Origin of the sequence: Segatella salivae F0493 (assembly GCF_000477535.1) — a bacterium.
GTDB classification, from domain to species: domain Bacteria; phylum Bacteroidota; class Bacteroidia; order Bacteroidales; family Bacteroidaceae; genus Prevotella; species Prevotella salivae.
On the sequence record NZ_AWGW01000032.1, the window covers coordinates 127,012 to 149,188 of the forward strand.

A 22,177-nucleotide genomic window follows, 5' to 3' on the forward strand; every position below is an offset into this window, starting at 1 on the left:
TATGATTACAGCCGAACAACTAAAAGATATCATTGAGCGCACCGATGCACTTCATCGATATTTGGGCATAGACCAAAAGAAAATAGAGTTTGAAGAAGAGCAGTTGCGCACGCAAGCTCCTGACTTTTGGGACGATCCTAAACGTGCAGAAGCACAGATGAAAAAGGTAAAAGGCGTTGAGAAATGGCTCAAAGGCTATAACGCTTGCCGTGAGTTGGCAGATGAACTCCAATTGGCTTTCGACTTCTATAAAGACAATATGGTAACTGAAGAAGAAGTCGACACTGACTATGCAAAGGCAGTTAAGGCCGTAGAAGATTTGGAATTAAAGAATATGTTGCGTCAAGAGGAAGACGCAATGGATGCTGTTCTGAAGATAAACTCAGGCGCAGGAGGTACTGAAAGCCAAGATTGGGCACAGATGTTAATGCGTATGTATCAGCGATGGAGTGAGTCTCATGGATACAATGTGAAGGTAACCGACATACAAGATGGTGATGAAGCCGGCATAAAGAGCGTCACTATGACGATTGAAGGAGGTGATTATGCCTATGGATATCTAAAGAGTGAGAATGGTGTTCACCGTTTAGTTAGGGTGTCACCTTACAATGCTCAAGGGAAAAGAATGACGAGTTTTGCGAGCGTGTTTGTTACTCCTTTGGTCGATGATACTATCGAAGTGTACGTTGATCCGGCTAAAGTTAGCTGGGATACCTTTAGATCTAGCGGTGCAGGAGGACAGAATGTGAACAAGGTTGAGTCAGGAGTTCGCTTGCGATATCAGTATGAAGACCCAGATACTGGAGAGCAAGAAGAGATCTTAATAGAGAATACTGAGACCCGAGATCAGCCCAAAAACCGAGCTAAAGCGATGCTCCTTTTGAAGTCACAACTTTATGATCGTGCTTTAAAGAAAAAGCAAGCAGAGCAAGCTAAGATAGAAGCGGGCAAGAAAAAGATTGAATGGGGCAGCCAGATTCGAAGCTATGTATTCGATGATCGCCGTGTAAAGGACCATCGAACAGGGTTTCAAACCTCCGATGTTGATGCTGTTATGGATGGTAAACTCGATGGCTTTATCAAAGCATATCTAATGGAATTTGCTGCCACCGATGCCGAAAAGGAAGAATAATCACAAGAAAATAAACATTATAAATAATCTAAAAACCCTACACTATGAGCAGTAACAAAGCGTTAAGAAAGGCTAAGCATGAAGCCTACGAAAAGAAACAGGAAGCTAAAGGCAAGAATGTCGTGAACTATATCTTTGTTGGTTTGATTGTCCTTGCAGTCTTATATCTCGTCTTTATGGTTGCCATGCAATGAGCAGTGGATTGGAAATAGAACGCAAATTCCTTGTAAAGAAAGGCAGAACATATAGAGATCAGGCCTTCAATTGTACGCATATAAAGCAAGGTTACATTCCCGCTGACGGAGCAACTGTACGTATTCGTCTGCGTGATGACCATGCTTTCCTGACTATCAAGGGTCGTTCTACGAATCATGGTCTATCTCGTTATGAGTTCGAAAAAGAGATATCACCCGACGAAGCCGAGCATCTCATGACGCTTTGCAAGGGTGGTGTCATCGATAAACACCGCTATTTAGTCAAAAGTGGCAGTCATACATTCGAAATAGATGAGTTTCATGGCGACAACGAAGGACTCATTATGGCAGAAGTAGAGTTGCAAAATGAAAACGAATCATACGTTAAACCCGACTTCATTGGTATGGAAGTAACTGGTGATAAACGTTTTTATAACTCGCACATGCTACAATATCCCTTCAAACTTTGGCGCGATACACTACCTGAAGAATATCGATAAACCTATGAACATCGAAGAAATACGCACATTCGCACTGTCACTTCACCCCGAAGTTACCGAGGATTTGTTTACCGAAACCGCGCTTTCCATCCGCATACATGGCAAATGGTTCGTGCTCATCCGGCTCGAAACGGACGAGCCGAACATAGCCGTTAACATGCAGCCCGATGTGGCTCGTGAACTGAGAGAACGCTATGATGCCATCCGTCCGGCTTATCATATGAATAAAGAACATTGGAGCGACCTTTATATTGAGCAGCTTGACGACCACGTTATCAAGCAGCTCATCCGCCAATCGTATACAAATATTGTTCAGAAACTGCCTAAGAAATATCATGATTCACTTGCACTCAATCCTTAACATCCTACACTTCGCAATATAAAGAAATTATAACAATAAGCGGGCTAAACGCAGTATATCAACACGATAATTATAAATTACCTTTTAAAATAATACTGATTTTGAAATATTTTTTATAGTTTTGCTTTCAAAATATCATCAAAATGAGATGTAATGGCAGAAGAAAGAGTAAACTTCGGAAGTAAGATTGGTGTTATACTTGCCACAGCTGGTTCAGCCGTTGGCCTTGGAAATATTTGGCGTTTCCCCTATATGACGGGTGAAAATGGCGGTGCTGCCTTCATACTTATATATGTAGCTTGCGTCTTTATCTTAGGTATTCCTTGCATGATTGGTGAGTTCTTGATAGGTAGACACGGTGCTTCTAACACAGCAAGAGCCTATACTCGTCTCGCAAAAGGAAGCAATTGGAGGTGGATTGGCTATTTAGAAGTGCTCACAGGTTTCCTCATAACGGGTTACTATGCCGTTGTATCGGGCTGGTGTCTCAACTATATTTATGCCTCTATCATGGGCGAATTAAAAGGCGAACCAGCTTATATCACCTCATATTTCACGGCATTTTCAAACGATCCTATACGTCCCGTCTTTTGGACTATCGTTATCTTTGGCATCACACATTTTATCATTGTACATGGTGTTCGCAATGGAATAGAGAAGGCTTCTAAGCTGATGATGCCCACACTTTTTATCCTTTTGCTCGTCATTGTCGTTGCAGCGTGTCTGCTTCCAGGTGCAACTAAGGGCATAGACTTCTTGTTTAAGCCCGACTTTTCAAAGGTAACACGTGACGTTTTCCTTGGTGCCTTGGGCCAATGTTTTTATTCTTTGAGCATCGGCATGGGCTGTTTGTGCACCTATGCAAGTTATTTCAGCCGACAAACCAATATCAAGACTTCGGCGATTCAGATTGGATTAATCGATCTTCTCGTAGCCATCTTGGCAGGATTAATGATATTTCCTGCTGCCTTTTCAGTCGGAATAAGCCCCGATAGTGGTCCTTCGCTCATCTTTATCACCCTTCCCAATGTGTTTAATCAGGCATTTTCAAGTGTTCCTGTCATCGGATGGGTTATTGCTTTGCTGTTCTATGCATTGTTATCTCTGGCAGCTTTGACCTCATTAATATCCCTTCATGAGGTCAACACGGCCTTCTTCTATGAAGAACTCCACATCACTCGCAAGGCCGGTGCATGGATAGTGACGGTTGCTTGCTGTCTGATTGGTGCAATATGTTCAATATCTATCGGGCAGAAATCAAGCATGTCGCTCTTTGGAATGGACCTCTTCGATCTCTTCGACTTTGTTACTGGCCAGCTGATGCTACCCATTTGCGGCTTGTTAATGTGTCTTTTTGTGGGCTGGGTTATACCTAAACAGATTGTGAAAGACGAACTTTCAAACTGGGGAACACTGCGTTTCAGCTTCTATAAGCTGTTTCTCTTCACCATGCGCTTTGTTTGTCCACTTTGCATTCTGGCAATTATGTTACATCAGTTTCATTTTATCTAATCGATAGCATCCCTGTTTATATGCCCTCATTCCCTGCTGATAACACTACGAAACCTGGCTAAGACCAACGCCATAGCGGCTGGTTTGAGCCTTGGTTGCCACGTCTTCATCACCTGAATATACCTTTAACGTTTACTGATTCCATGAACATTCACGACTTTTTGTATTATAATAAGTCTGACCGCAATACGATTTTAGTGTTGCTTGGCATAGCTGTTGCGGCCCTTTTAGTTTGTTTTCTGTTCGACAAAGACGATGAAACATTGAGCGAAGGCTATACACAAACTCAGCAATTCCCTCAGAAACATTTTTCACAAACTCAGTCTTCATCTTATTATAATGTAGAAACACACCCGCATGAACTATTTCCTTTCGACCCAAACACGGCCGATAGTACGGCTCTTTTGCGTCTTGGCTTACAGCCATGGCAGGTAAGAGCTATCTACAAATACCGCGCTCGAGGAGGAGTTTATCGTCAACCTTCAGACTTTGCACGCCTTTATGGACTGACACAACAACGCTATCGGCAACTTAAACCCTATATACGCATAGGACAAGATTACCAACCTGCCGCTCTGTTACCTGAGGCTCAACGACGCAAAACAACAGCCGACAGCCTTTATCCTCACACAATTCAGAAGTTGAAATTGGGCGAAACCATAGACCTTAACACGGCCGACACAACCCAATTGCAGCGTGTTCCCGGCATCGGACACTATTATGCGCAGCGCATTGTGTATTATCGTGGCCGGCTTGGAGGCTTCAATGACGTCAATCAATTACTGGAAATAAATGGTTTTCCGACCGAAGCTATAAAATATTTCAAGGCAGATTGCGTTCATATTACAAAGCTAAATGTAAACCGAATGACGTTTGCCGACTTGCAACATCATCCTTACATAGGCTTTTATCGGGCTCGCGACATCATGGATTATCGGCGACTTCGAGGACCATTACGAAGCATTAATGACCTCAAACTGCTGAAAAGTTTCACGCCAGAAGCCATTGATCGCCTGCGTGCTTATGTCGTATTTTAAATTAAAAAGAAATGAAAAGATGGTTAATGTTGGCCTTGGTAGCCTTCACTTGCAGTGCAATGTTCGCTCAAAACAATACAGACGAACTCATCAGTCAATATAGTAAAGATAAGCATGTGCAGTATCTCCGCGTGCCACAATTCCTACTTAAAGCAGCATTGACAAAGTTAAAGAGTGCCGACGCCATTGAACTCGCACAACAAGTAAAAGGGGTTCGCATTCTGATGCTCGACAATTGTGGTCGTCATAAGCGTAATTCTTTCCGCAAAGATGTTAATAACTTGCTCACAAAAGGCTATCAAGAGTTTGCTAAACTCAAGGATGCCGACAACGACATCCTTGTGCTTGCAAAGGGTGACGAGAAGCTCATCACGGAGATAGGTGTATTGATGACGGGCGAGAAAGGCTGTAAATTCGCACAGATAACGGGTGAAATGAACCCCAAAGATATTAGTGCTATGGTCGAAACGGTAATGGATATGTAGGATATTACGGATGTAGCAAGCACGCAACGCCGTAGGTTTTACGGCGGTATTCCATTGGATATATCCGCCAATGGGATATTGTAATGGAGCACCGCCGTAGGTTTTGTGCCAATATTTCAATAGATGTATCCGTCAATGGGGATATTACAACCATACAACGCTATAGGTGTTACGCTAATATTTCGATGGATGTATTCGCCATTGCGAATGTTATGACTACGCAGCATCATGGGTTTTATGCCTGCATTTCAATGAATGCATCCGCCTTTGTAAATGTTACAACCATGTAACGCCGTAAGCGTTATACCTGTATTTCGATGAACATATCGCCCAATGTGAATGTTATAACGATGCAACTCGGTACGAGTTGTTCTTTTGATAGCCCGGGGTTGGTGAGGAACGAGCCTACCCCGGGTAAACATTCGCAAGGGGATTCAACGCCGTAGGTGTTGAGCTTTTTCTGTGAAGGCATGGTTATAACGGGGGGATTCATGGCGGATTACGCTTAGAAAGCGTAACACCTACGGCGTTGAAACGTTTATTCCACAAAATGATTGATATTTACACACAAATTAATAAATGGCAGGTTGCGCCGAAAAAGCACAACACCTACGGCGTTGTTTCCCACACAACATACGTTAACCCAGGGTAGCCTGCGCTATCGTTTGACAACCTTAGGCTATCAAAAGCGCAACATCTACGGCGTTGAAACGTTCTTTTTATATCATGATTCACATTTCTTCGTGCCTATATTTATGGTAGATTGCACCGAAAAAGCACAACACCTATGGCGTTGAAGAATTAAAATCATGATACAATCTGCGTCATTTTATGCGATGAAATGACGCAAATTATCGCATAAAACAAGGCTAATTACACGGTCATTTGCCTCAATTCATTTTGCTTTTTATTATCAGCAATGGCGCCACCTCTAATTAACCTTCAAACAACTCCTTCCATTTCCACGACTAACTACTCCCCTCTCTCTTCGGAGAGGGGCTGGGGGAGAGGCTTTATTTCCCTCTAATCCCCTCTCACTCTCACTCAATCAGCGTTCTATTCTCCCACCTTTACTTTGCATATTCGCTATGATTTCAGCCTCACTCACAAGGTTTTGGTCACCGATTATCGTGTTCTTTAATGCCGAAGCCGATAGGGCAAAGTCGAGACAATGCTGGTCGTCATTAGGCCATTTCAGTCGGGCGTGGATGAAAGCAGCCACAAACGCATCACCACATCCCATGGGGTCGACGACAGGTTGAATGTCATAGAGGCGTGTTTTGTAGAGTTTTCCTTCCGAAAAGAGCACACCTGTGAGGATGTGATGCGTCGAAGCAAGTTGGTTTCTCAGTGCAATCAGCATGCGTTTGCAGTTTGGAAACTGGCGCTTTAGTTGGTGAAAGTAGTCGAGATAGGCAGCTTCGTCAATCTCATAGTCAGCATCTTGTGCTTCAAAAGGAATGTGTTTGAGTCCACTTCCGACTTCCCATTCGTTCTGATCACCAAAGATAAAGCTGCTGTATTCCATGAGTTTATGGATGGTTTTTGCCGCATTTGCCCCCTCATAATGCCATAGATTGGCGCGATAGTTGATGTCACATGTAATCTCAACGCCCATGCTTTTAGCCGTTTCTAAGGCATCAAACGTGGTATCAAGTGCGTCTTTACTCATGGCACAAGTGATGCCCGAGCAGTGGAAAAGCATGGCATTTTGGAAGATGGGATGCCAGTCGATATCTCCATGTTTGAGTGTAAAGAACGAGCTGTTTGCCCGATCATAGACAACCATTGAATTGCGCATAGCGGCTGCAGGCTCAAAGAAATAACTGCCAAGTCGGTCACCTCCGTAAACAACGTGGCTGACATCAAGGCCAAACTCGCGTAGATGCATGAGGGCAGCATGGCCTATTGCGTTGTCAGGAACACGCGTAACATATTCCACTTCGTCGTTCATGACGGCCAAAGATACGGCAACATTGGCCTCGGAACCACCGTAATCGCCATTGAAGACGTGGCCTTGTGTCAGCCGATTATGGTTTTCTTTCGACAAACGGAATAGGATTTCTCCGAAGGTTACTATCTTTTTATTCATGTGTTAATTGGCTTTTACAAAATATTTTAGGTCAACAAATCGGGTTTTTTGGAATAAAAAAAGGGGACAATATCAAAAGATTGTCATGTTGTATAGGGCAGAAACGCTCGTGTTTCGTGCTATACGAGAGCATGAAATGACTGACATTTTGGGAGAATGTCTTTGCTTTTGATATTGTTCCTCTATCATATCGTGTCATCTGACACGTCAAACGAGCCTTTATTTCTTAATCAGTTCTTTTGTGTCTCGTGCGATAACGATTTCTTCATCCGTAGGAACGACAACCACTTTCACCTTACTATCAGGTGTAGAGATAATGGCTTCTTCTCCATGAATGGTAGCATTCTTGGCCTCATCAATCTTGATTCCCATGAACTCTAAGCCTTTACAAGCTTGTGCTCTGGTGCTCGTTTGGTTCTCACCAACGCCAGCTGTGAACACCACTACATCGACTCCGCCTAATGCTGCGGCATAAGCGCCGATGTATTTCTTAATGCGATAGTCATACATTTTCAGTGCTAACTTCGCACGTTCATTGCCTTCTTTCGCTGCGTTTTCAATGTCGCGCATGTCACTTGAGATACCCGTTATGCCGATAACACCACTCTTTTTATTGAGATAGTCACACATTTCTTGTGGCTTTTTGCCCAATTTGTCCATGAGATAGGTAACCGCTGATGGGTCAATATCACCGCAACGAGTTCCCATCATCAGGCCTTCGAGGGGGGTAAGTCCCATTGAAGTATCGACTACTTTGCCGTTAGTGATGGCAGCAACACTGGCTCCATTGCCGATGTGGCAAGTGATAATCTTCGCCTTATTGAAGTCAAGTCCGAGCATTTCACATACGCGATGCGAGACATATCGATGGCTTGTACCATGGAATCCATAGCGACGCACATGGTAGTTTTCATAGAGATCATAAGGTATAGCGTATAGATATGCGTAGTCAGGCATAGTGCTATGGAACGCATTATCAAAGACACAAACCTGTGGAGTGTTAGGCATGAGCTCGTTAACTGCACGGATTCCTTTCAAGTGTCCAGCGTTATGAACGGGTGCAAGGTCGCAAAGCTCTTCGATACCTTCCTCTACTTGCTTTGTAAGGATAACGCTTTTATTAAACTTGTCGCCGCCCTGCACGATGCGATGTCCTACGGCTTCGATGTCATCGAGGCTCTTAATTGCTCCGAATTCGGGGTCAAGCAGGCAGTTAAATACTAAGCTTACGCCTTCCTTATGTGTGGGAAGGTCGGCCATAATCTGCTTCTTCTCACCATTAGGTAACTTCACTTTGATGAACGCTTTGTCTAAACCGATGCGCTCAACTCCGCCTTGTGCCAACACAGACTCATTGTCCATGTCGTAGAGTTTGTACTTAATCGAACTGCTTCCGGAGTTTAATACTAAGATCTTCATAATGAATATGTTGAATAATTAATTTTGAATGTGGGGTAAAATAAGGATAGTTGGTTGAATGTAGACTGTAGGTTTGCGATGAATGTTGAATGTTTTAATAACCAAAACAGCACGCATTGATTCAATGGTTTGTTTCAGATAATCATGTAATAGATTTAACATTTTTGAATTTTCATTGATAAACGATACAACGATTCAGGGGTCATTGCTCGTTTATCAATAAGGATTCTCCGTGCGAAACTTTTCAGTTCTCCGTCACTTTACTTTTCGTTTGCCTTTGCTTCTTGGGCTTGACATGCCGTGATAGCAACCATATAATAGATGTCTTCGATTGAACATCCACGACTAAGGTCGTTAACTGGGCGTGCAATTCCCTGGAGAATAGGACCTATTGCGATTGCATCTCCGAGGCGTTGAACAAGCTTATAGCCGATGTTTCCTACCTCAAGATTAGGAACAATGAGTACGTTGGCATGACCAGCGATGTCACTTTCTGGTGCTTTCTTTGCGGCAACATCAGGTACAAGCGCTGCATCGGCCTGAAGTTCTCCATCAATCAATAAGTTAGGATCAAGCTCATGAGCGAGCTTTGTAGCTTCAACCACCTTGTCAACTACCTCATGTGAGGCGCTGCCTTTAGTCGAAAAGCTCAACATTGCCACGCGTGGTTGTGTGAAGCCGGCAACGCTTTTAGCTGTCTCTGCGGTACAAACTGCAATCTGAGCTAACTGACTTGCATCGGGAACGGGCGTCACAGCAACGTCTCCAATGACTACAACACCATCCTCACCATATTGCTTTTGTTTCGTGATTAATAGCAAGCCACCGCTCACACAGCTAATACCTGGCGCACATTTAATAATCTGTAACGCCGGACGTAGCGTGTCTCCGGTCGTACTTAAGGCTCCACTGATCTGGCCATCTGCACCTTCTGTCTTGATGATCATACAGCCTAAGTAGAGATTATTCTTAGTAACCAGCTCGCGAGCTTGGTCTAATGTCATACCTTTTTTCTTGCGAAGTTCGGCCAGTTTTTCGGCATATTCCTCGCTCTTTGGATTGTTCTGGGGGTCAAGAATGGTTGCTTTGTCGATGTTTTTCAATTCCCATTGTGTTGCCAACTCCTTGATATGGGCAGGGTTTCCAATTAAAATCAGCTCAGCGATTCCGTCAGCTAACACTCTATCGGCAGCCTTCAGAGTGCGCTCTTCCTCTGCTTCGGGGAGCACAATGCGCTGCTTTTCTGCCTTAGCGCGCGCCACAATTTGCTGTAATAAATCCATAGTTTGCTATATTTTCGATAAATATTTAGAGTTATTTCGATAGTGATAATTGTCACTTCTACTTTGCAAAAATAGCAAAAATAAATGAAATAGTGTGGCTGTATAGGCTAAAAAAGCCTAAAAAATCACTCAAGTTCGTTCGTCAATATACTTTCAAGTTCTTCTGCCGAAAGTCTAAGTTTGAACTGACCCTTTATGGCTACGCTGATGCGTCCAGTCTCTTCACTTACTACAATGGCTATAGCGTCGCTGTCTTGGCTTATTCCCATTGCCGCACGATGACGCAAACCAAGCTCTTTTGGGATATCAAAGTTGTGACTAACTGGTAGGATACAGCCTGCAGCTTTAATGCGTTTGCGAGATATTATCATAGCCCCGTCGTGCAAAGGAGAGTTCTTAAAGAAGATGTTTTCAATGAGTCTTTGGTTTATATTGGCGTCGATAGTATCGCCCGTTTCAACGATATCATCAAGTGGAGCGCTTCGTTCGATGACAATTAATGCCCCAACTTTGCCCTTAGCCATATTCATACAAGCCATTACAATCGGCATAATCATCTGACGAGTTGCCTCGCGACTCTTCCCATCCCGACGCTGTCCAAAGAACCGGCTGAGTTGTTTAATGCGCTGATGTGCACCGAGTGAGTAGAGGAAACGACGGATTTCTTCTTGGAAAAGCACTATCAAGGCGATGGCACCCACGCCAACTAACTTATCAAGTATAGACCCAAGGAGGCGCATTTCGAGTACTTGACTCACGAAAAGCCATACCAACACGAACACCATTACACCGATAAAGATGTTCAATGAACGGCTTTCTTTCATCAAACGATATAGATAATAGAGAATCAATGCAACCAAAAAGATATCGATTACATCTTTTATTCCGAAGCTAAAAGGCATTGTTTATATATTTAATGTATAGTGTTTACTGTATAATTTGATTTTACATTTGAGACTGAATGACTGATTTTTTCTCTCCGTTGCTTATTTTTCTGTGCATCAACTATGGCAGTTGAATCTCTGATGGCGACTGAATTGCCGACACAATCTTTACTGATTCTACGGCTTCTTGCACGTCATGAACGCGCAGAATGCCTGCACCTTTGAGCAAAGCTGCCGTGTTGAGTACGGTTGTTCCATTCAATGCAGTTGTCGGATCACCTCCAACGAGTTTATAAATCATTGTCTTTCGCGAGATACCTACAAGCAAAGGAAGTTGTAAAGTGCCTAATCTTTCCATGTCATTATATATCTCATAGTTCTGTTGAAGCGTCTTTCCGAAGCCGAAACCAGGGTCAAGTATGATGTCTTTTACACCGCGATTGCGCAGTTGTTGCACCTCATCTGCAAACGAAATCATCATGTCATGAAGGTTTGATTTGACAGACATCAGGATGTAGGGAACCTTTAACTGTCCGATGATGTCAAACATATTTTCGGCTTCATGGATAGGCGTGTTGACGATACCCGTAAGCCCTCCCTCACTCACATCATTGATAATATCAGCTCCCCAGTCTTCAATGCAGTGACGAGCTACGTTGGGTCGATAGGTATCTACAGACACAACAGCGTCTGGTTGCTCACGTCTTACAACCTGCAATGCTGCTTTCAGTCGTGCCATCTCTTCCTCTTCACTCACCTCTTTGGCTCCCGGACGCGTAGAAAATGCACCAACATCAATCATTGTTCCACCTTCTTGAATAATCTGATTGGCACGTTCGGCAATGTCATGTTCGGTTTGTTTGCGACTGCCCACATAGAAACTATCGGGTGTGCAGTTGAGGATTCCCATCACTTTTGGCGTGGCGAGATCTATCAATTTGCCTCTAATGTTGAGGGTATAGCTTATTGGTTTCATATTGTGCAAAGTTATTATATTTCATGTTATAATCCAAATTAAATCATGGTCTAACCACAATTCATTAACATTATATAGAAAAGCATTCGATGAAAAGGCTGCATGCACGATGCTTTTTTATTGCTTTTGTTATGCCATTACCATTGAAAGGCTGTCTCATAGCGATGGCATGATACTTAAATATATTGTCAATTATTTGACGACTCCGATGGTTCATATTCAAAAAAAGCGTAACTTTGCAGTATAACATCATTGATTCTATGAATATAAAAGAACTCTATGACCTCTATCTGCAGCATCCTTGTATCACTACGGATAGTCGAAACTGCCCCAAAGACAGTATTTTTTTAGCGTTGAAAGGTGCTTCTTTCGATGGTAATAAGTTTGCAAAAGCAGCATTGGAAAAGGGTTGTGCCTATGCCATTATAGACGAACCAGCTTATGCTGAGGCCGATAATGACCGACTGATTCTTGTAGATGATTGCCTTAAAACATTCAAAGAGATTGCCCGTGAGCATCGTCGCAGCTTTCAAATCCCAGTGATTGGCATTACAGGTACTAACGGAAAGACAACTACCAAAGAGCTTGTTTCTGCTGTTTTGGCCGAGCGTTATCGCGTGATGCACACCGAAGGAAACTTCAATAACGATGTAGGCGTTCCTAAAACATTGTTGCGTCTTGATGCAACGCATGAGATAGCAGTGGTCGAAATGGGTGCAAGTCATCCGGGAGATATAGAGAAACTCGTCACGTATGTAGAGCCAACATGCGGTATGATTACGAATGTTGGCCGGGCACACCTGTTGGGTTTCGGTAGCTTTGAAGGCGTAAAGCGAACCAAAGGCGAACTCTATGACTACTTGAAAGCCCATGATGGACTGCTGTTTCTCAACGAAAGTAATGCTGATCTCGTAGAGATGGCACGCCAGCGTGAAATGAATCGCATCATGACCTATGGTCAAAGTGACGATGCAAACGTGCAAGGTGAGGTCTTAGATTGTGCTCCTTTCCTGAGGTTTACATGGAGAAATATGGCCACAACGGAATCAAAGGCGCGTACTTATGACGTTCAAACCCACCTGATTGGTGCCTATAACATCGACAATATGCTTGCGGCCATTACGATAGGACTGCATTTTGGTGTTACGCCTGAACAGATAAATCACGCTCTTTCGCACTATATTCCAGCCAATAACCGCAGTCAATTGGAGGTAACGGCAAAGAATAAACTCATTGTCGACGCCTATAATGCAAACCCATCAAGCATGGCTGCCGCAGTCGAAAACTTCAAATTGATGAATGTGGAGCATAAAATGGCTATCTTGGGAGATATGCGTGAGCTTGGAGAAGTATCGGCTTTGGAACATCAAAAGCTTGTAGACAAGCTCGCAGAAGATGGATTTAAGGAGGTGTGGCTTGTCGGAGAGGAGTTTGGAAAGACACAAACGGCCTTCCGAAAGTTTAAGAATGTCGATGAGGTGAAAGCCGAAATCGCTGCACATTGCCCTGAAAACTACTACATATTGATAAAGGGTAGCAATGGAATTAAACTCTTTGAATTGCCCGAATTGCTCTAAATGACTTTATAGTGTGTTGGTCATCATGTTTGATGAAGGCTTGTAACCTAAGATAGTTGCACAGCCTTTGACCTGTAGGATATATGAATCTATTTTATGCCTCCCTCTTTTCTGTTGAAAGGAGGGAGGCATTTGATTTCTTTTTACAATCTCTTTCGCAAAACTCGTGGATTTGAAACGAGATAAGTTTTCGGTTGAAATACGCCGTGTTTTTCGCCGTTTCCTAACCTGTTGAGAATGAAAAGGTTATGAAAAATCAGCCGGAAAGTGGTGAGGTTAAGCCCTGGATATATTGCGAAAAGGCGCAAATCAGCTTACATTTTGCCCCATTTCATCGTGCAATTTGATGTGTTTGACTCGGCCATTTGATGCAAATGGTGAGCTGATTTGATAGAAGTTGCGATACACCTATACTCAATTTACCTGTAAGTTGGGTGGATTGAACACCATAAAGGCCGTTTTTCTCCTTTACCTTTTCTAAATGGGCATGGAATGAAGTGTTAAATTTCGGATAATAATCTTTACATGGTTGCTGGGTGATGTTCTTTGCTTTTGCTTCCAAGTGGAGGGCGGATGTAAAGCGAATTTGTGCTGTTGGTCGTAAGTTTTTCGGTGAAGCACGATATGTTTACATCGAAAGCGTCTTATTTGTTGAGGCAAAGGAAAAGAGAAAGCCGCTTGTCTCAGCTGAGTACAAACGGCTTAATGAAAGGAGGAAGTGGTACCACCAGGAATCGAACCGGGGACACAAGGATTTTCAGTCCTTTGCTCTACCAACTGAGCTATGGCACCTTTACTTCTTGATTTGCGTCTGCAAAGGTAGTTTTTTTTCTGTAAACACACAAATTTTTCAATCAAAAAATATCATAGTTGCAGATTTTTGTGTAACTTTGCACGTGCAAATTGCAAGGTTACGGGATTTAGCGCAGTTGGTAGCGCACTACGTTCGGGACGTAGGGGTCGGGCGTTCGAGTCGCCTAATCCCGACACTTTTTGAGGAGAGGAAAGCGAAAAGGCTTTCCCTTTTTTGTTTTATTATGGTGTGAGTAGGAGGCCAAGAGTTGGCGAATAACGCCGTTTTGTCTTGTTATCTTATTCGTCAGAGCGGCCAGTTTCATGGTGGTTTATTCGTTTTCTGTATTTTTTTATGCGCTAACTCCTTTTGTTTCATTTTATTTACTATCTTTGCAATATAAACAAAATGATATGACACAACAAGAAAAAACACAGATAGAAGAGCGCATAGTCGATGTATTGAAGACCGTTTATGACCCAGAAATACCTGTGAATATATGGGATTTGGGCATGATTTACAAGATAGATGTAAAGGAAGACGGCAGTGTTGACCTCGACATGACATTCACAGCACCGAACTGTCCGGCGGCAGATTTCATCTTGGAAGATGTCAGAACAAAGGTTGATAGCGTTGAAGGCGTGACCTCAGCAAACGTGAATTTAGTGTTCGAACCAGCCTGGGATCAGAGCATGATGACTGAAGAGGCGCGCGTAGAATTAGGATTTGACTAAATGGGAAAGAACATTTATTTCTTGAGTGACGCCCATTTGGGCTCATTGGCGATAGCACATGGCCGCACACAAGAGCGTCGGTTGGTGCGTTTTCTTGATAGTATCAAGGACAAAGCTTCGGCAATTTACCTGCTCGGAGATATGTTTGACTTTTGGGATGAGTATCGTTATGTTGTGCCAAAAGGCTTCACTCGTTTCCTCGGAAAGCTCAGTGAACTCACTGATAGTGGGGTAGAGGTGCACTTCTTTACTGGAAATCACGACCTGTGGACCTATGGTTATCTTGAAGAAGAGTGTGGCGTTATGGTACATAAAGCCCCAGTTACGACTGAGATTTACGGCAAAGTGTTCTATTTAGCCCATGGAGATGGGTTGGGAGATCCTGATAACAAGTTTAAGTTTCTGCGCAAAGTGTTTCATAATCGCACGTGCCAACGTCTTCTAAACTTTGTTCATCCACGTTGGGGAATGGCTTTAGGTTTGAACTGGGCCAAGCATAGTCGCTTGAAGAGAGCAGACGGAAAAGAAGCTCCTTTCATGGGAGAAGACAAGGAATATCTTGTGAGATTTGCTCGTGAATACAAACATTCTCATCCCAATATCGACTTCTTTCTCTTTGGACATCGGCACATAGAGCTCGACCTTCCCATTGATAAAACGACACGGATGCTGATTCTTGGTGATTGGATTTGGCAGTTTACGTATGCTGTTTTCGATGGAGAACATCTGTTTTTGGGTGAATATGTGGAGGGAGAATCAAAGTTCTGATAAGGTGGTTTGCATCTTGTGTTCAGCTGATGCAAAATGAAAGCATGTGAATCTGCTATAATATAACAAGGTAGGGTGGCATAGATGGCGGCCTACTATCCTTGTAGAAGAGATTTAATATGATGAAAAAGACAATACCATTACTTGGTTTTATATTTGCATTTCTTGGTGTTTTTGTTTATCAATTACACTTAAATAGTGGATAATTAGAATGGAATTGCACGAAGAATACTCACAAACGATCGTTGTCATGATATGAGTAGAAATCGCCATCTGTAACGATAACATGATCAAGAAAATGGATTCTGACGGCTTCGCAGGCTTTCTTTACGCGCTGAGTTAATTGATCATCGGGCTTACTTGGCTGGATATGATTGCTCGGATGGTTATGAGCTAAGACGAGAACAGTGGCATTACAGAGTAAGGCTTCTTTGAGAATAACGCGCACATCGACTGCCGTTTCGGTGATTCCTCCATGACTAATGGCCATGGCCTTAATGAGTTTATAATGCTGATTGAGTAACATTATCCAGGCTTCTTCAACATCTAAGTCTTGCATTCGTGGGTGAAGATATTCATAAATGGCTTTAGAGGAGTCGATAGATGTACGTTCTTGTGCCTTTTCCATGGCCCTTCGCTTCCCTAATTCGCATGCCGCGAGGATAGAAATAGCCTTTGCTGGTCCTACTCCTTTATATTGTTCTAACTCACGAATGCTTAGTTTTCCGAGAGTATTTAGATTGTTATTGCAATCTATCAGGATGCGTTTCATCAGGTCAACAGCACTCTCTTTTTGTGTGCCGCTACCGATAAGGATTCCTAAAAGCTCGGCATTGCTCAAAGCAGATGGGCCAAGTCGCTCAAGCTTCTCACGTGGTCGGTCTTCTTTTGCCCAATTAACAATGCTCTTATAGGTGTTGTTTAATTCTGTTTCCATGGTTATTTTATTTAGGTTTTCTCACCTTTTTAAAAGGTGATATAGCGTGATAGGTAGAACCTTTTGTAGTTGGTTCCCTCCTAAGAAAGGCTGGCTGAGGTGCTTATTTATAGAAGTTCTTCTCGTAAGCACTAAAGATATCTTTGCCTAAAACACAGCGTTTCCACCATGCTTCAAGGAAACCGCAGCCGTAACCAGTAAGTTGTATGAAGGCAGCGGCTATGCTTAATATCCCTATTTTCGCACTATTGTTCTTGGAAGTAGCGTCAGCAAAGATTAAGAAACTATAGAGAATGAGCGGTTGGAGAGCAAGAATCGAAAGCCCAAGACCTGTTGCTTGTGGCATACCTGCCGGCAAAACAAAGAATAAGATGATACCTAAGAGGAATAGAAAGGCAAGGAATGCACAGCCCAAAGTAAACACCATAGGAAGCAAGTGGACGAGTTTTAAGCTGTCAGGATACTTCTTATAGAGGTTGATACGTGCGATTCCGCTGTTATATACCTGTCTCCAGAACTTACGAAAGTCAGTTCTTCGTTTGTGCCATACCCATGCTTTAGGAAATAATCTGCATGAATAGCCTGCCTTAAAGATACGAATACTGAAGTCGATATCCTCTCCGAAGCGCATCTTACTGAAGCCCCCGAGTGCCTCATATACATCGCGTCGGATGCCCATATTAAACGAACGAGGATAAAACTTGTCTAACTTCTTCTTGCCACCACGTATACCTCCTGTCGTGAAAAAGCTTGTCATGGCATACGAAATGGCTTTTTGCTTGTCGGTAAAAGACTCGTGTGCGCAGTCAGGACCACCGAAAGCATCCGCAGGTTCGCGTCTTAACTCGTCTTCAATTGCAGCGAGATAGCGCGTAGGAAGCACCACATCACTATCGAGAATCAATAGATATTCGCCCGTAGAATGAGCTGCTCCATAGTTCCGACTCTGCCCCGGTCCGCTGTTATCTTTCATGAAATACTTAATATCAAGACGCTCTTTGTATTGTCTGCACACAGCTTCGCATGTGACTTTTGAACCATCTTCGACAATGATTACTTCGAAATCATGAAACGTTTGCATGGTGAGACTCTCCAAGAGTTCAGCCACTTCGTCGGGTCGATTGAATACAGGAACGATGATAGAGTATTTCATAGTAGTAATAATTTAATAGAAATAAAAAAGCCTACCCGCGGATTTCACGCAGATAGACTTGTGTAGTCATAATATCTTTTATTCTGAAATACGACCTAAATAGCTACCATCGCGGGTGTCAACCTGGATAGTTTCTCCTTCATTTATAAAGAGAGGAACGCGGATTTCAACTCCCGTTTCCAAAGTAGCAGGCTTAGTTGCGTTTGTAGCTGTATTGCCTTTGATGCCTGGTTCGCTATGAGTAACCTTCAAAGTAGTCTTTACTGGCATCTCAGCAGAAAGGATAGTACCGTCTGTTGTGTCTGTAACAACGTCAACAATGTCGCTTTCTTTCATGAACTCTACACCCGTAATTTGGTCTTTATTGATTGGAATCTGCTCGAAAGTCTCTTGATTCATGAAGATGTATCCAGTCGGATCTTCATACAAATACTGGTAAGGACGGTGCTCAACTCGAACGTCATCAAGCTTAAAACCGACTTGGAATGTGCGCTCAAGTACGCGTCCATCGGCAACGTTTTTCAGCTTTGTGTTCATTACAGTGTTGCCTTTTCCGGGCTTACGATGCTGAAAGTCGATGCACTTCCAAATGCCTCCGTCCATTCGGATGCATGTACCAATTTTGATTTCCTGTGAATTAATCATTGTTATTGAATTGAATGTTTATTGTTATCTCTTTGAAAAACGAATCCAGAATGCCTGAATTCTACGCATGCAAAGTTACTATATTTTTATAAAAAAACATCAAATCATTGCTGAAAATTCATTTAATTCTTTGGTATTTCGAAAATTATGAGTAATTTTGCAGCCCAAAGTGGAGAGATTATATGATTCAACTTAGGGTCTCATCTGCTACATTATCAGCGAATCAATAACAAAAATAAATACGTAAAAAGATGAAAAGAACATTTCAGCCTCACAACCGTCGTCGTGTAAACAAGCACGGTTTCCGTGAAAGAATGGCAACAAAGAAAGGTCGTCGTGTACTCGCTTCGCGTCGCGCTCACGGTCGAAAGAAGTTGACAGTATCTGATGAAAACCACGGAAAATAATCCATATTAGGATATAAAGAGGACGATAAAAAGCAGCAAGGAGAAGCTTTCCTTGCTGCTTTTTGTGTTTTTTATTTTGTTTTTCAGTGGGATTATCTTACCTTTGCAGTATAAGTTTATAATGTAATAAAGATGAAGTCGTCGGAATTCGTCAGTAAGTTTAAGGACTGGTATCTATGGAAAAACCTTATTGCTATGGGTGCCGTTGTGGCCTTACTTTGCCTTAGTGTGAAGTTCGGACTTGACCTTTATACGCATCATGGGGAATCAATTGCGATTCCAAATCTAAAGCATAAGCAGCTTGTTGATGCCCAACATATTCTTGAAACGCTTGGACTTGAGGTGCAAGTTGTTGATACTGGTTACGTCAAAGGGCTTCCGGCAGATTGTGTTTTGGAGCAATCTCCAGCGCCAGGAGAGTGTGTTAAGTCTGGTCATATCATTTATTTGACAATCAATTCTACGCATTCTCCCAAGATAACTCTACCCGATGTAATTGATAATTGCTCGTTACGTGAGGCCATGGCTAAGCTCACTGCAATGGGCTTTAAGCTTGGAACGCCGCAGTATATCCCTGGAGAAAAGGATTGGGTTTATGGCATTCTTGTTAATGGGAGGCATGTTGTTACGGGCGACAAAGTCTCCATTGATGACACATTGATTATCCAAGTGGGCAACGGAATGCGTAGTGCCGACGACTCTGTCGACTATGTTGATCCTGAGGTTAACAGCAAAACAGAGGATAATGGCGATGTAGATGAGTTCGAAGTTGTGCCTGAAACCGAAAGCAATGAACCCACAAAAGGGCATAGCCAGAGTGAATAAACACCATAGACAGCTTGAAAAAATATGGCAGAAGACTTGATTTACGATATTGAAGACCTTGAGAACGAAGAGCAACAGCTCTTTGAACATTGGAAGATTGAGGTCGATAAGGGACAAACTCCCGTGCGTATTGATAAGTTCTTAGCCGAAAAGAATCCTTATCAAAGCCGCAATCGTATTCAACAAGCGGCTGATTCGGGCTGTATACGCGTTAATAATCAGCCCGTGAAAAGCAACTATAAAGTTCGTCCGGGCGATGTTATCACACTCATGCTTGACCGACCTAAGCACGACACGAGTATCATAGCAGAAGACATTCCGCTTGATATTGTCTATGAAGATGACGTGTTGATGGTTGTCAATAAGCCTGCAGGCATGGTGGTACACCCTGGTGCTGGCAACTTCACGGGTACGCTTATCAATGCTGTTGCGTGGCATTTGAAAGACCTGAAAGGCTTTGATGCCAACGACCCTGAAGTAGGATTGGTTCATAGAATCGATAAAGACACGAGTGGACTCCTTGTGGTTGCGAAGACACCTGAAGCCAAAACGGCACTTGGAAAACAGTTTTTTAATAAGACAACGCATCGTAGTTACAACGCCTTGGTATGGGGAAATCTTGTTGAAGACGAAGGAACCATTGAGGGAAACGTTGCCCGTGACCCCAAGAATCGACTGAGAATGAAGGTATTTTCACCTGAAAGCGGCATCGGAAAGAATGCAGTTACCCATTACTGTGTTATCGAACGATATGGTTATACAACGCTCGTTGAGTGCATACTTGAAACAGGTCGCACGCATCAGATACGCGTTCATATGAAACATATCGGTCATCCGCTCTTCGCAGATGCCACATATGGTGGTGAAGAAGTGCTGAGAGGACAACGCAGTAGCACGTATAAGGCGTTTATAAATAATTGCTTCAAGTGCTGTCCGCGGCAGGCTTTGCACGCTAAAACCTTAGGATTCATCCACCCCATAAAAGGAGTTCAGATGGACTTCGATTCCGAATGGCCCGATGATTTCCGCCAACTCATAGAGAAATGGCGCGGATATATTCACGGAACAACACAGAATACATTTGTAGAATAATAAGTAAATCAATATAATTATGGATAGTTCAAAGAGAAACATAGCCATCGTTTGCGGTGGCGATTCATCTGAACACGACGTTTCTTTGCGTTCAGCACAAGGACTTTATTCCTTTTTCGACAAGCAGAAATATAACGTTTTTATCGTTGATGTGAAAGGAACCGACTGGCATGTACACCTTGACAGCGGTGCAACTGCAGCCATTGATAAGAATGATTTCTCGTTTAAACTCGATGGAAAATCAGTCTTTTTTGATTATGCCTACATTACAATCCATGGCCAACCCGGTGAGAATGGTGTGATGCAGGGTTATTTTGATCTCATTCATCTGCCTTATTCTACAAGCGGAGTTCTTGTAGAAGCCATGACCTTTGACAAGTATGTGCTCAACAACTACCTTCGCGGCTTTGGCGTACGCGTGGCAGATAGCATGCTGCTTCGCCGTGGTGAAGAGTATGATGAGGCTAAGATTGAGGCACGTTTCGGTATGCCTTGCTTTGTGAAACCCGCTGCCGACGGAAGTAGTTTTGGTGTTTCAAAGGTGAAAAATGCCGACCAGCTCGCGCCTGCATTGCGCAAAGCATTCATGGAAAGCGATGAAGTCATGATTGAAGGGTTCTTGAATGGTGTTGAAATCTCACAGGGAATCTATAAAACAAGGGAGAAAACGGTGGTGTTCCCAGCTACAGAAGTCGTGACAAAGAACGAGTTCTTCGACTATGATGCCAAGTATAATGGTCAGGTACAAGAGATTACTCCGGCTCGACTTAGTAAGGAAACGGCCGATAAAGTGGCTGCCGAAACCAGTCGTATTTATGATATTCTCCACGCCAATGGCATCATTCGCATTGACTATATCATTTCAAAGGATGCCGAAGGAAACGATGTTGTCAACATGCTTGAAATCAATACGACACCAGGAATGACCGTAACGAGCTTTATTCCTCAGCAGGTTCGCGCTGCAGGTCTTGACATTAAAGACGTGCTAAGCGATATCGTTGAGAACCAATTTTAAGTCCTTTAAAGGCCAATCTCAATAGGTTTCAAAGATATAAGGCAACAAGTAGCAATGCTTGTTGCCTTTTTTCTTTTCTTGTTTTCTATACCATGGTGTCGGTGTTTGCTTTCTTTCTCAGCTTCGTTGATAATCAGTTGCTTAGGCCTATACCTTGATTTGAAAATAAAAATGGTGCAGATTACGGCCTAAAATGACTGAGATTGTAGGGTGATATGACGCAGATGACGGCGCAAAATGAGTGGAATCACGTTGTAGGTCGCAAGTGGTTGATTGTCAAAAGGATAGGTCTCAGCTTATGTTTACTAAATCATGCAGTCGCAAAATGAGGTTTTTGATGTTCTGGTATTTGCCTT

The 22,177-nt window shown here is 43.0% G+C and carries 25 protein-coding genes and 2 tRNA genes; 17 read left to right on the plus strand and 10 right to left on the minus strand.

From position 1 onward, the window contains the following. Nucleotide 1 precedes the first annotated feature (1 nt). From prfB to HMPREF9145_RS12265, 9 genes are all read left to right on the plus strand, one after another. Nucleotides 2–1,132: a peptide chain release factor 2 gene (gene prfB, locus HMPREF9145_RS12230; RefSeq protein ID WP_021826671.1), complete on the plus strand. Its 1,131-nt coding sequence runs from the start codon at nucleotides 2–4 to the stop codon at nucleotides 1,130–1,132. Nucleotides 1,133–1,176: 44 nt separating this feature from the next. Next, nucleotides 1,177–1,326 (plus strand): hypothetical protein, encoded by a 150-nt coding sequence (locus HMPREF9145_RS13865; protein ID WP_007134675.1) that lies wholly within the window; start codon nucleotides 1,177–1,179, stop codon nucleotides 1,324–1,326. After that, nucleotides 1,323–1,826 (plus strand): CYTH domain-containing protein, encoded by a 504-nt coding sequence (locus tag HMPREF9145_RS12240; protein WP_021826723.1) that lies wholly within the window; start codon nucleotides 1,323–1,325, stop codon nucleotides 1,824–1,826. The genes HMPREF9145_RS13865 and HMPREF9145_RS12240 overlap by 4 nt, the downstream gene beginning before the upstream one ends. Nucleotides 1,827–1,830: 4 nt before the next feature. After that, nucleotides 1,831–2,187, plus strand: coding sequence for an MmcQ/YjbR family DNA-binding protein (locus HMPREF9145_RS12245; protein WP_021826714.1), 357 nt, complete (start codon nucleotides 1,831–1,833; stop codon nucleotides 2,185–2,187). 153 nt (nucleotides 2,188–2,340) lie between these two features. After that, the gene (locus tag HMPREF9145_RS12250) at nucleotides 2,341–3,699 is read left to right on the plus strand and encodes a sodium-dependent transporter (RefSeq protein ID WP_021826683.1); all 1,359 of its coding nucleotides are present in this window, start codon (nucleotides 2,341–2,343) and stop codon (nucleotides 3,697–3,699) included. 143 nt (nucleotides 3,700–3,842) lie between these two features. Next, on the plus strand, nucleotides 3,843–4,736 hold the full coding sequence (locus HMPREF9145_RS12255) for a ComEA family DNA-binding protein (RefSeq protein ID WP_021826633.1): 894 nt from the start codon (nucleotides 3,843–3,845) through the stop codon (nucleotides 4,734–4,736). 11 nt (nucleotides 4,737–4,747) lie between these two features. Beyond that, nucleotides 4,748–5,221, plus strand: a complete 474-nt coding sequence (locus tag HMPREF9145_RS12260; protein WP_081697778.1) for a DUF4252 domain-containing protein — start codon at nucleotides 4,748–4,750, stop codon at nucleotides 5,219–5,221. A gap of 317 nt (nucleotides 5,222–5,538) precedes the next feature. Next, the gene (locus HMPREF9145_RS14215; protein WP_081697779.1) at nucleotides 5,539–5,667 is read left to right on the plus strand and encodes a hypothetical protein; all 129 of its coding nucleotides are present in this window, start codon (nucleotides 5,539–5,541) and stop codon (nucleotides 5,665–5,667) included. Nucleotides 5,668–5,808: 141 nt separating this feature from the next. Further along, the gene (locus HMPREF9145_RS12265) at nucleotides 5,809–6,018 is read left to right on the plus strand and encodes a hypothetical protein (protein ID WP_036907743.1); all 210 of its coding nucleotides are present in this window, start codon (nucleotides 5,809–5,811) and stop codon (nucleotides 6,016–6,018) included. A gap of 251 nt (nucleotides 6,019–6,269) precedes the next feature. Here HMPREF9145_RS12265 and HMPREF9145_RS12270 read toward each other — a convergent pair whose 3' ends face one another. The 5 genes from HMPREF9145_RS12270 to folP all read right to left on the minus strand — a co-directional run bounded on the left by HMPREF9145_RS12270 (nucleotide 6,270) and on the right by folP (nucleotide 11,875). After that, nucleotides 6,270–7,313 carry a sugar kinase gene (locus HMPREF9145_RS12270; RefSeq protein ID WP_021826626.1) on the minus strand — a complete coding sequence of 348 codons (1,044 nt, stop codon included), beginning with the start codon at nucleotides 7,311–7,313 and terminating at the stop codon, nucleotides 6,270–6,272. 219 nt (nucleotides 7,314–7,532) lie between these two features. Next, on the minus strand, nucleotides 7,533–8,732 hold the full coding sequence (locus HMPREF9145_RS12275; RefSeq protein WP_021826696.1) for an acetate kinase: 1,200 nt from the start codon (nucleotides 8,730–8,732) through the stop codon (nucleotides 7,533–7,535). A gap of 260 nt (nucleotides 8,733–8,992) precedes the next feature. Further along, complete coding sequence (gene pta / locus HMPREF9145_RS12280; RefSeq protein ID WP_007134664.1) at nucleotides 8,993–10,015, minus strand: phosphate acetyltransferase; 1,023 nt, start codon at nucleotides 10,013–10,015, stop codon at nucleotides 8,993–8,995. Between the two features lie 125 nt (nucleotides 10,016–10,140). Next, nucleotides 10,141–10,917 (minus strand): diadenylate cyclase CdaA, encoded by a 777-nt coding sequence (gene cdaA / locus HMPREF9145_RS12285; RefSeq protein WP_007134663.1) that lies wholly within the window; start codon nucleotides 10,915–10,917, stop codon nucleotides 10,141–10,143. 103 nt (nucleotides 10,918–11,020) lie between these two features. Next, nucleotides 11,021–11,875 carry a dihydropteroate synthase gene (gene folP / locus HMPREF9145_RS12290; RefSeq protein WP_021826660.1) on the minus strand — a complete coding sequence of 285 codons (855 nt, stop codon included), beginning with the start codon at nucleotides 11,873–11,875 and terminating at the stop codon, nucleotides 11,021–11,023. Nucleotides 11,876–12,135: 260 nt separating this feature from the next. Here folP and HMPREF9145_RS12295 point away from each other — a divergent pair, with 260 nt between their 5' ends. Continuing rightward, nucleotides 12,136–13,452, plus strand: coding sequence for a UDP-N-acetylmuramoyl-tripeptide--D-alanyl-D-alanine ligase (locus HMPREF9145_RS12295; protein ID WP_021826697.1), 1,317 nt, complete (start codon nucleotides 12,136–12,138; stop codon nucleotides 13,450–13,452). A 331-nt stretch (nucleotides 13,453–13,783) separates the two neighbouring features. On the opposite strand, the gene HMPREF9145_RS12300 is transcribed toward HMPREF9145_RS12295, so the two are convergent. Further along, the gene (locus HMPREF9145_RS12300; RefSeq protein WP_021826621.1) at nucleotides 13,784–14,014 is read right to left on the minus strand and encodes a hypothetical protein; all 231 of its coding nucleotides are present in this window, start codon (nucleotides 14,012–14,014) and stop codon (nucleotides 13,784–13,786) included. Between the two features lie 157 nt (nucleotides 14,015–14,171). After that, nucleotides 14,172–14,244 (minus strand) — tRNA-Phe (locus HMPREF9145_RS12305). A gap of 122 nt (nucleotides 14,245–14,366) precedes the next feature. On the opposite strand from HMPREF9145_RS12305, the gene HMPREF9145_RS12310 reads away from it, so the two are divergent. From HMPREF9145_RS12310 to HMPREF9145_RS12320, 3 genes are all read left to right on the plus strand, one after another. After that, a tRNA-Pro gene (locus HMPREF9145_RS12310) sits at nucleotides 14,367–14,439 on the plus strand. 219 nt (nucleotides 14,440–14,658) lie between these two features. After that, nucleotides 14,659–14,979, plus strand: coding sequence for a metal-sulfur cluster assembly factor (locus tag HMPREF9145_RS12315; RefSeq protein ID WP_021826670.1), 321 nt, complete (start codon nucleotides 14,659–14,661; stop codon nucleotides 14,977–14,979). After that, complete coding sequence (locus HMPREF9145_RS12320; protein ID WP_007134657.1) at nucleotides 14,980–15,747, plus strand: UDP-2,3-diacylglucosamine diphosphatase; 768 nt, start codon at nucleotides 14,980–14,982, stop codon at nucleotides 15,745–15,747. Nucleotides 15,748–15,979: 232 nt separating this feature from the next. Here HMPREF9145_RS12320 and radC read toward each other — a convergent pair whose 3' ends face one another. From radC to efp, 3 genes are all read right to left on the minus strand, one after another. After that, nucleotides 15,980–16,684, minus strand: coding sequence for a RadC family protein (radC, locus tag HMPREF9145_RS12325; RefSeq protein WP_021826740.1), 705 nt, complete (start codon nucleotides 16,682–16,684; stop codon nucleotides 15,980–15,982). Nucleotides 16,685–16,787: 103 nt separating this feature from the next. Continuing rightward, the gene (locus HMPREF9145_RS12330) at nucleotides 16,788–17,837 is read right to left on the minus strand and encodes a glycosyltransferase family 2 protein (protein WP_021826682.1); all 1,050 of its coding nucleotides are present in this window, start codon (nucleotides 17,835–17,837) and stop codon (nucleotides 16,788–16,790) included. Between the two features lie 78 nt (nucleotides 17,838–17,915). Next, the gene (efp, locus tag HMPREF9145_RS12335) at nucleotides 17,916–18,482 is read right to left on the minus strand and encodes an elongation factor P (RefSeq protein ID WP_007134653.1); all 567 of its coding nucleotides are present in this window, start codon (nucleotides 18,480–18,482) and stop codon (nucleotides 17,916–17,918) included. Nucleotides 18,483–18,733: 251 nt separating this feature from the next. On the opposite strand from efp, the gene rpmH reads away from it, so the two are divergent. The 4 genes from rpmH (at nucleotide 18,734) to HMPREF9145_RS12350 (ending at nucleotide 21,821) form a co-directional block, all read left to right on the plus strand. Further along, nucleotides 18,734–18,889: a 50S ribosomal protein L34 gene (rpmH, locus tag HMPREF9145_RS13310; protein WP_021826639.1), complete on the plus strand. Its 156-nt coding sequence runs from the start codon at nucleotides 18,734–18,736 to the stop codon at nucleotides 18,887–18,889. A 132-nt stretch (nucleotides 18,890–19,021) separates the two neighbouring features. Then, entirely contained in the window at nucleotides 19,022–19,714 is a 693-nt protein-coding gene (locus HMPREF9145_RS12340; RefSeq protein ID WP_007134652.1) for a PASTA domain-containing protein, read from the plus strand. Nucleotides 19,715–19,738: 24 nt separating this feature from the next. Further along, complete coding sequence (locus HMPREF9145_RS12345; protein ID WP_021826641.1) at nucleotides 19,739–20,806, plus strand: RluA family pseudouridine synthase; 1,068 nt, start codon at nucleotides 19,739–19,741, stop codon at nucleotides 20,804–20,806. 19 nt (nucleotides 20,807–20,825) lie between these two features. Continuing rightward, nucleotides 20,826–21,821, plus strand: a complete 996-nt coding sequence (locus HMPREF9145_RS12350) for a D-alanine--D-alanine ligase (RefSeq protein WP_021826648.1) — start codon at nucleotides 20,826–20,828, stop codon at nucleotides 21,819–21,821. Nucleotides 21,822–22,177 lie beyond the last annotated feature (356 nt).

What these genes read in the sequence shown, in the direction of transcription:
- HMPREF9145_RS12250 (WP_021826683.1), top strand. Translation starts at nt 2,341, where the DNA reads ATGGCAGAAGAAAGAGTAAACTTCGGAAGTAAGATTGGTGTTATACTT.
- pta (WP_007134664.1), bottom strand. Translation starts at nt 10,015, where the DNA reads ATGGATTTATTACAGCAAATTGTGGCGCGCGCTAAGGCAGAAAAGCAG.
- HMPREF9145_RS12320 (WP_007134657.1), top strand. Translation starts at nt 14,980, where the DNA reads ATGGGAAAGAACATTTATTTCTTGAGTGACGCCCATTTGGGCTCATTG.
- HMPREF9145_RS12275 (WP_021826696.1), bottom strand. Translation starts at nt 8,732, where the DNA reads ATGAAGATCTTAGTATTAAACTCCGGAAGCAGTTCGATTAAGTACAAA.
- HMPREF9145_RS12245 (WP_021826714.1), top strand. Translation starts at nt 1,831, where the DNA reads ATGAACATCGAAGAAATACGCACATTCGCACTGTCACTTCACCCCGAA.
- HMPREF9145_RS12345 (WP_021826641.1), top strand. Translation starts at nt 19,739, where the DNA reads ATGGCAGAAGACTTGATTTACGATATTGAAGACCTTGAGAACGAAGAG.
- HMPREF9145_RS12270 (WP_021826626.1), bottom strand. Translation starts at nt 7,313, where the DNA reads ATGAATAAAAAGATAGTAACCTTCGGAGAAATCCTATTCCGTTTGTCG.
- HMPREF9145_RS12295 (WP_021826697.1), top strand. Translation starts at nt 12,136, where the DNA reads ATGAATATAAAAGAACTCTATGACCTCTATCTGCAGCATCCTTGTATC.
- prfB (WP_021826671.1), top strand. Translation starts at nt 2, where the DNA reads ATGATTACAGCCGAACAACTAAAAGATATCATTGAGCGCACCGATGCA.
- radC (WP_021826740.1), bottom strand. Translation starts at nt 16,684, where the DNA reads ATGGAAACAGAATTAAACAACACCTATAAGAGCATTGTTAATTGGGCA.
- HMPREF9145_RS12350 (WP_021826648.1), top strand. Translation starts at nt 20,826, where the DNA reads ATGGATAGTTCAAAGAGAAACATAGCCATCGTTTGCGGTGGCGATTCA.
- HMPREF9145_RS12315 (WP_021826670.1), top strand. Translation starts at nt 14,659, where the DNA reads ATGACACAACAAGAAAAAACACAGATAGAAGAGCGCATAGTCGATGTA.
- HMPREF9145_RS13865 (WP_007134675.1), top strand. Translation starts at nt 1,177, where the DNA reads ATGAGCAGTAACAAAGCGTTAAGAAAGGCTAAGCATGAAGCCTACGAA.
- HMPREF9145_RS12240 (WP_021826723.1), top strand. Translation starts at nt 1,323, where the DNA reads ATGAGCAGTGGATTGGAAATAGAACGCAAATTCCTTGTAAAGAAAGGC.
- efp (WP_007134653.1), bottom strand. Translation starts at nt 18,482, where the DNA reads ATGATTAATTCACAGGAAATCAAAATTGGTACATGCATCCGAATGGAC.
- rpmH (WP_021826639.1), top strand. Translation starts at nt 18,734, where the DNA reads ATGAAAAGAACATTTCAGCCTCACAACCGTCGTCGTGTAAACAAGCAC.
- HMPREF9145_RS12255 (WP_021826633.1), top strand. Translation starts at nt 3,843, where the DNA reads ATGAACATTCACGACTTTTTGTATTATAATAAGTCTGACCGCAATACG.
- folP (WP_021826660.1), bottom strand. Translation starts at nt 11,875, where the DNA reads ATGAAACCAATAAGCTATACCCTCAACATTAGAGGCAAATTGATAGAT.
- HMPREF9145_RS14215 (WP_081697779.1), top strand. Translation starts at nt 5,539, where the DNA reads ATGAACATATCGCCCAATGTGAATGTTATAACGATGCAACTCGGTACG.
- HMPREF9145_RS12330 (WP_021826682.1), bottom strand. Translation starts at nt 17,837, where the DNA reads ATGAAATACTCTATCATCGTTCCTGTATTCAATCGACCCGACGAAGTG.
- HMPREF9145_RS12340 (WP_007134652.1), top strand. Translation starts at nt 19,022, where the DNA reads ATGAAGTCGTCGGAATTCGTCAGTAAGTTTAAGGACTGGTATCTATGG.
- HMPREF9145_RS12260 (WP_081697778.1), top strand. Translation starts at nt 4,748, where the DNA reads ATGAAAAGATGGTTAATGTTGGCCTTGGTAGCCTTCACTTGCAGTGCA.
- cdaA (WP_007134663.1), bottom strand. Translation starts at nt 10,917, where the DNA reads ATGCCTTTTAGCTTCGGAATAAAAGATGTAATCGATATCTTTTTGGTT.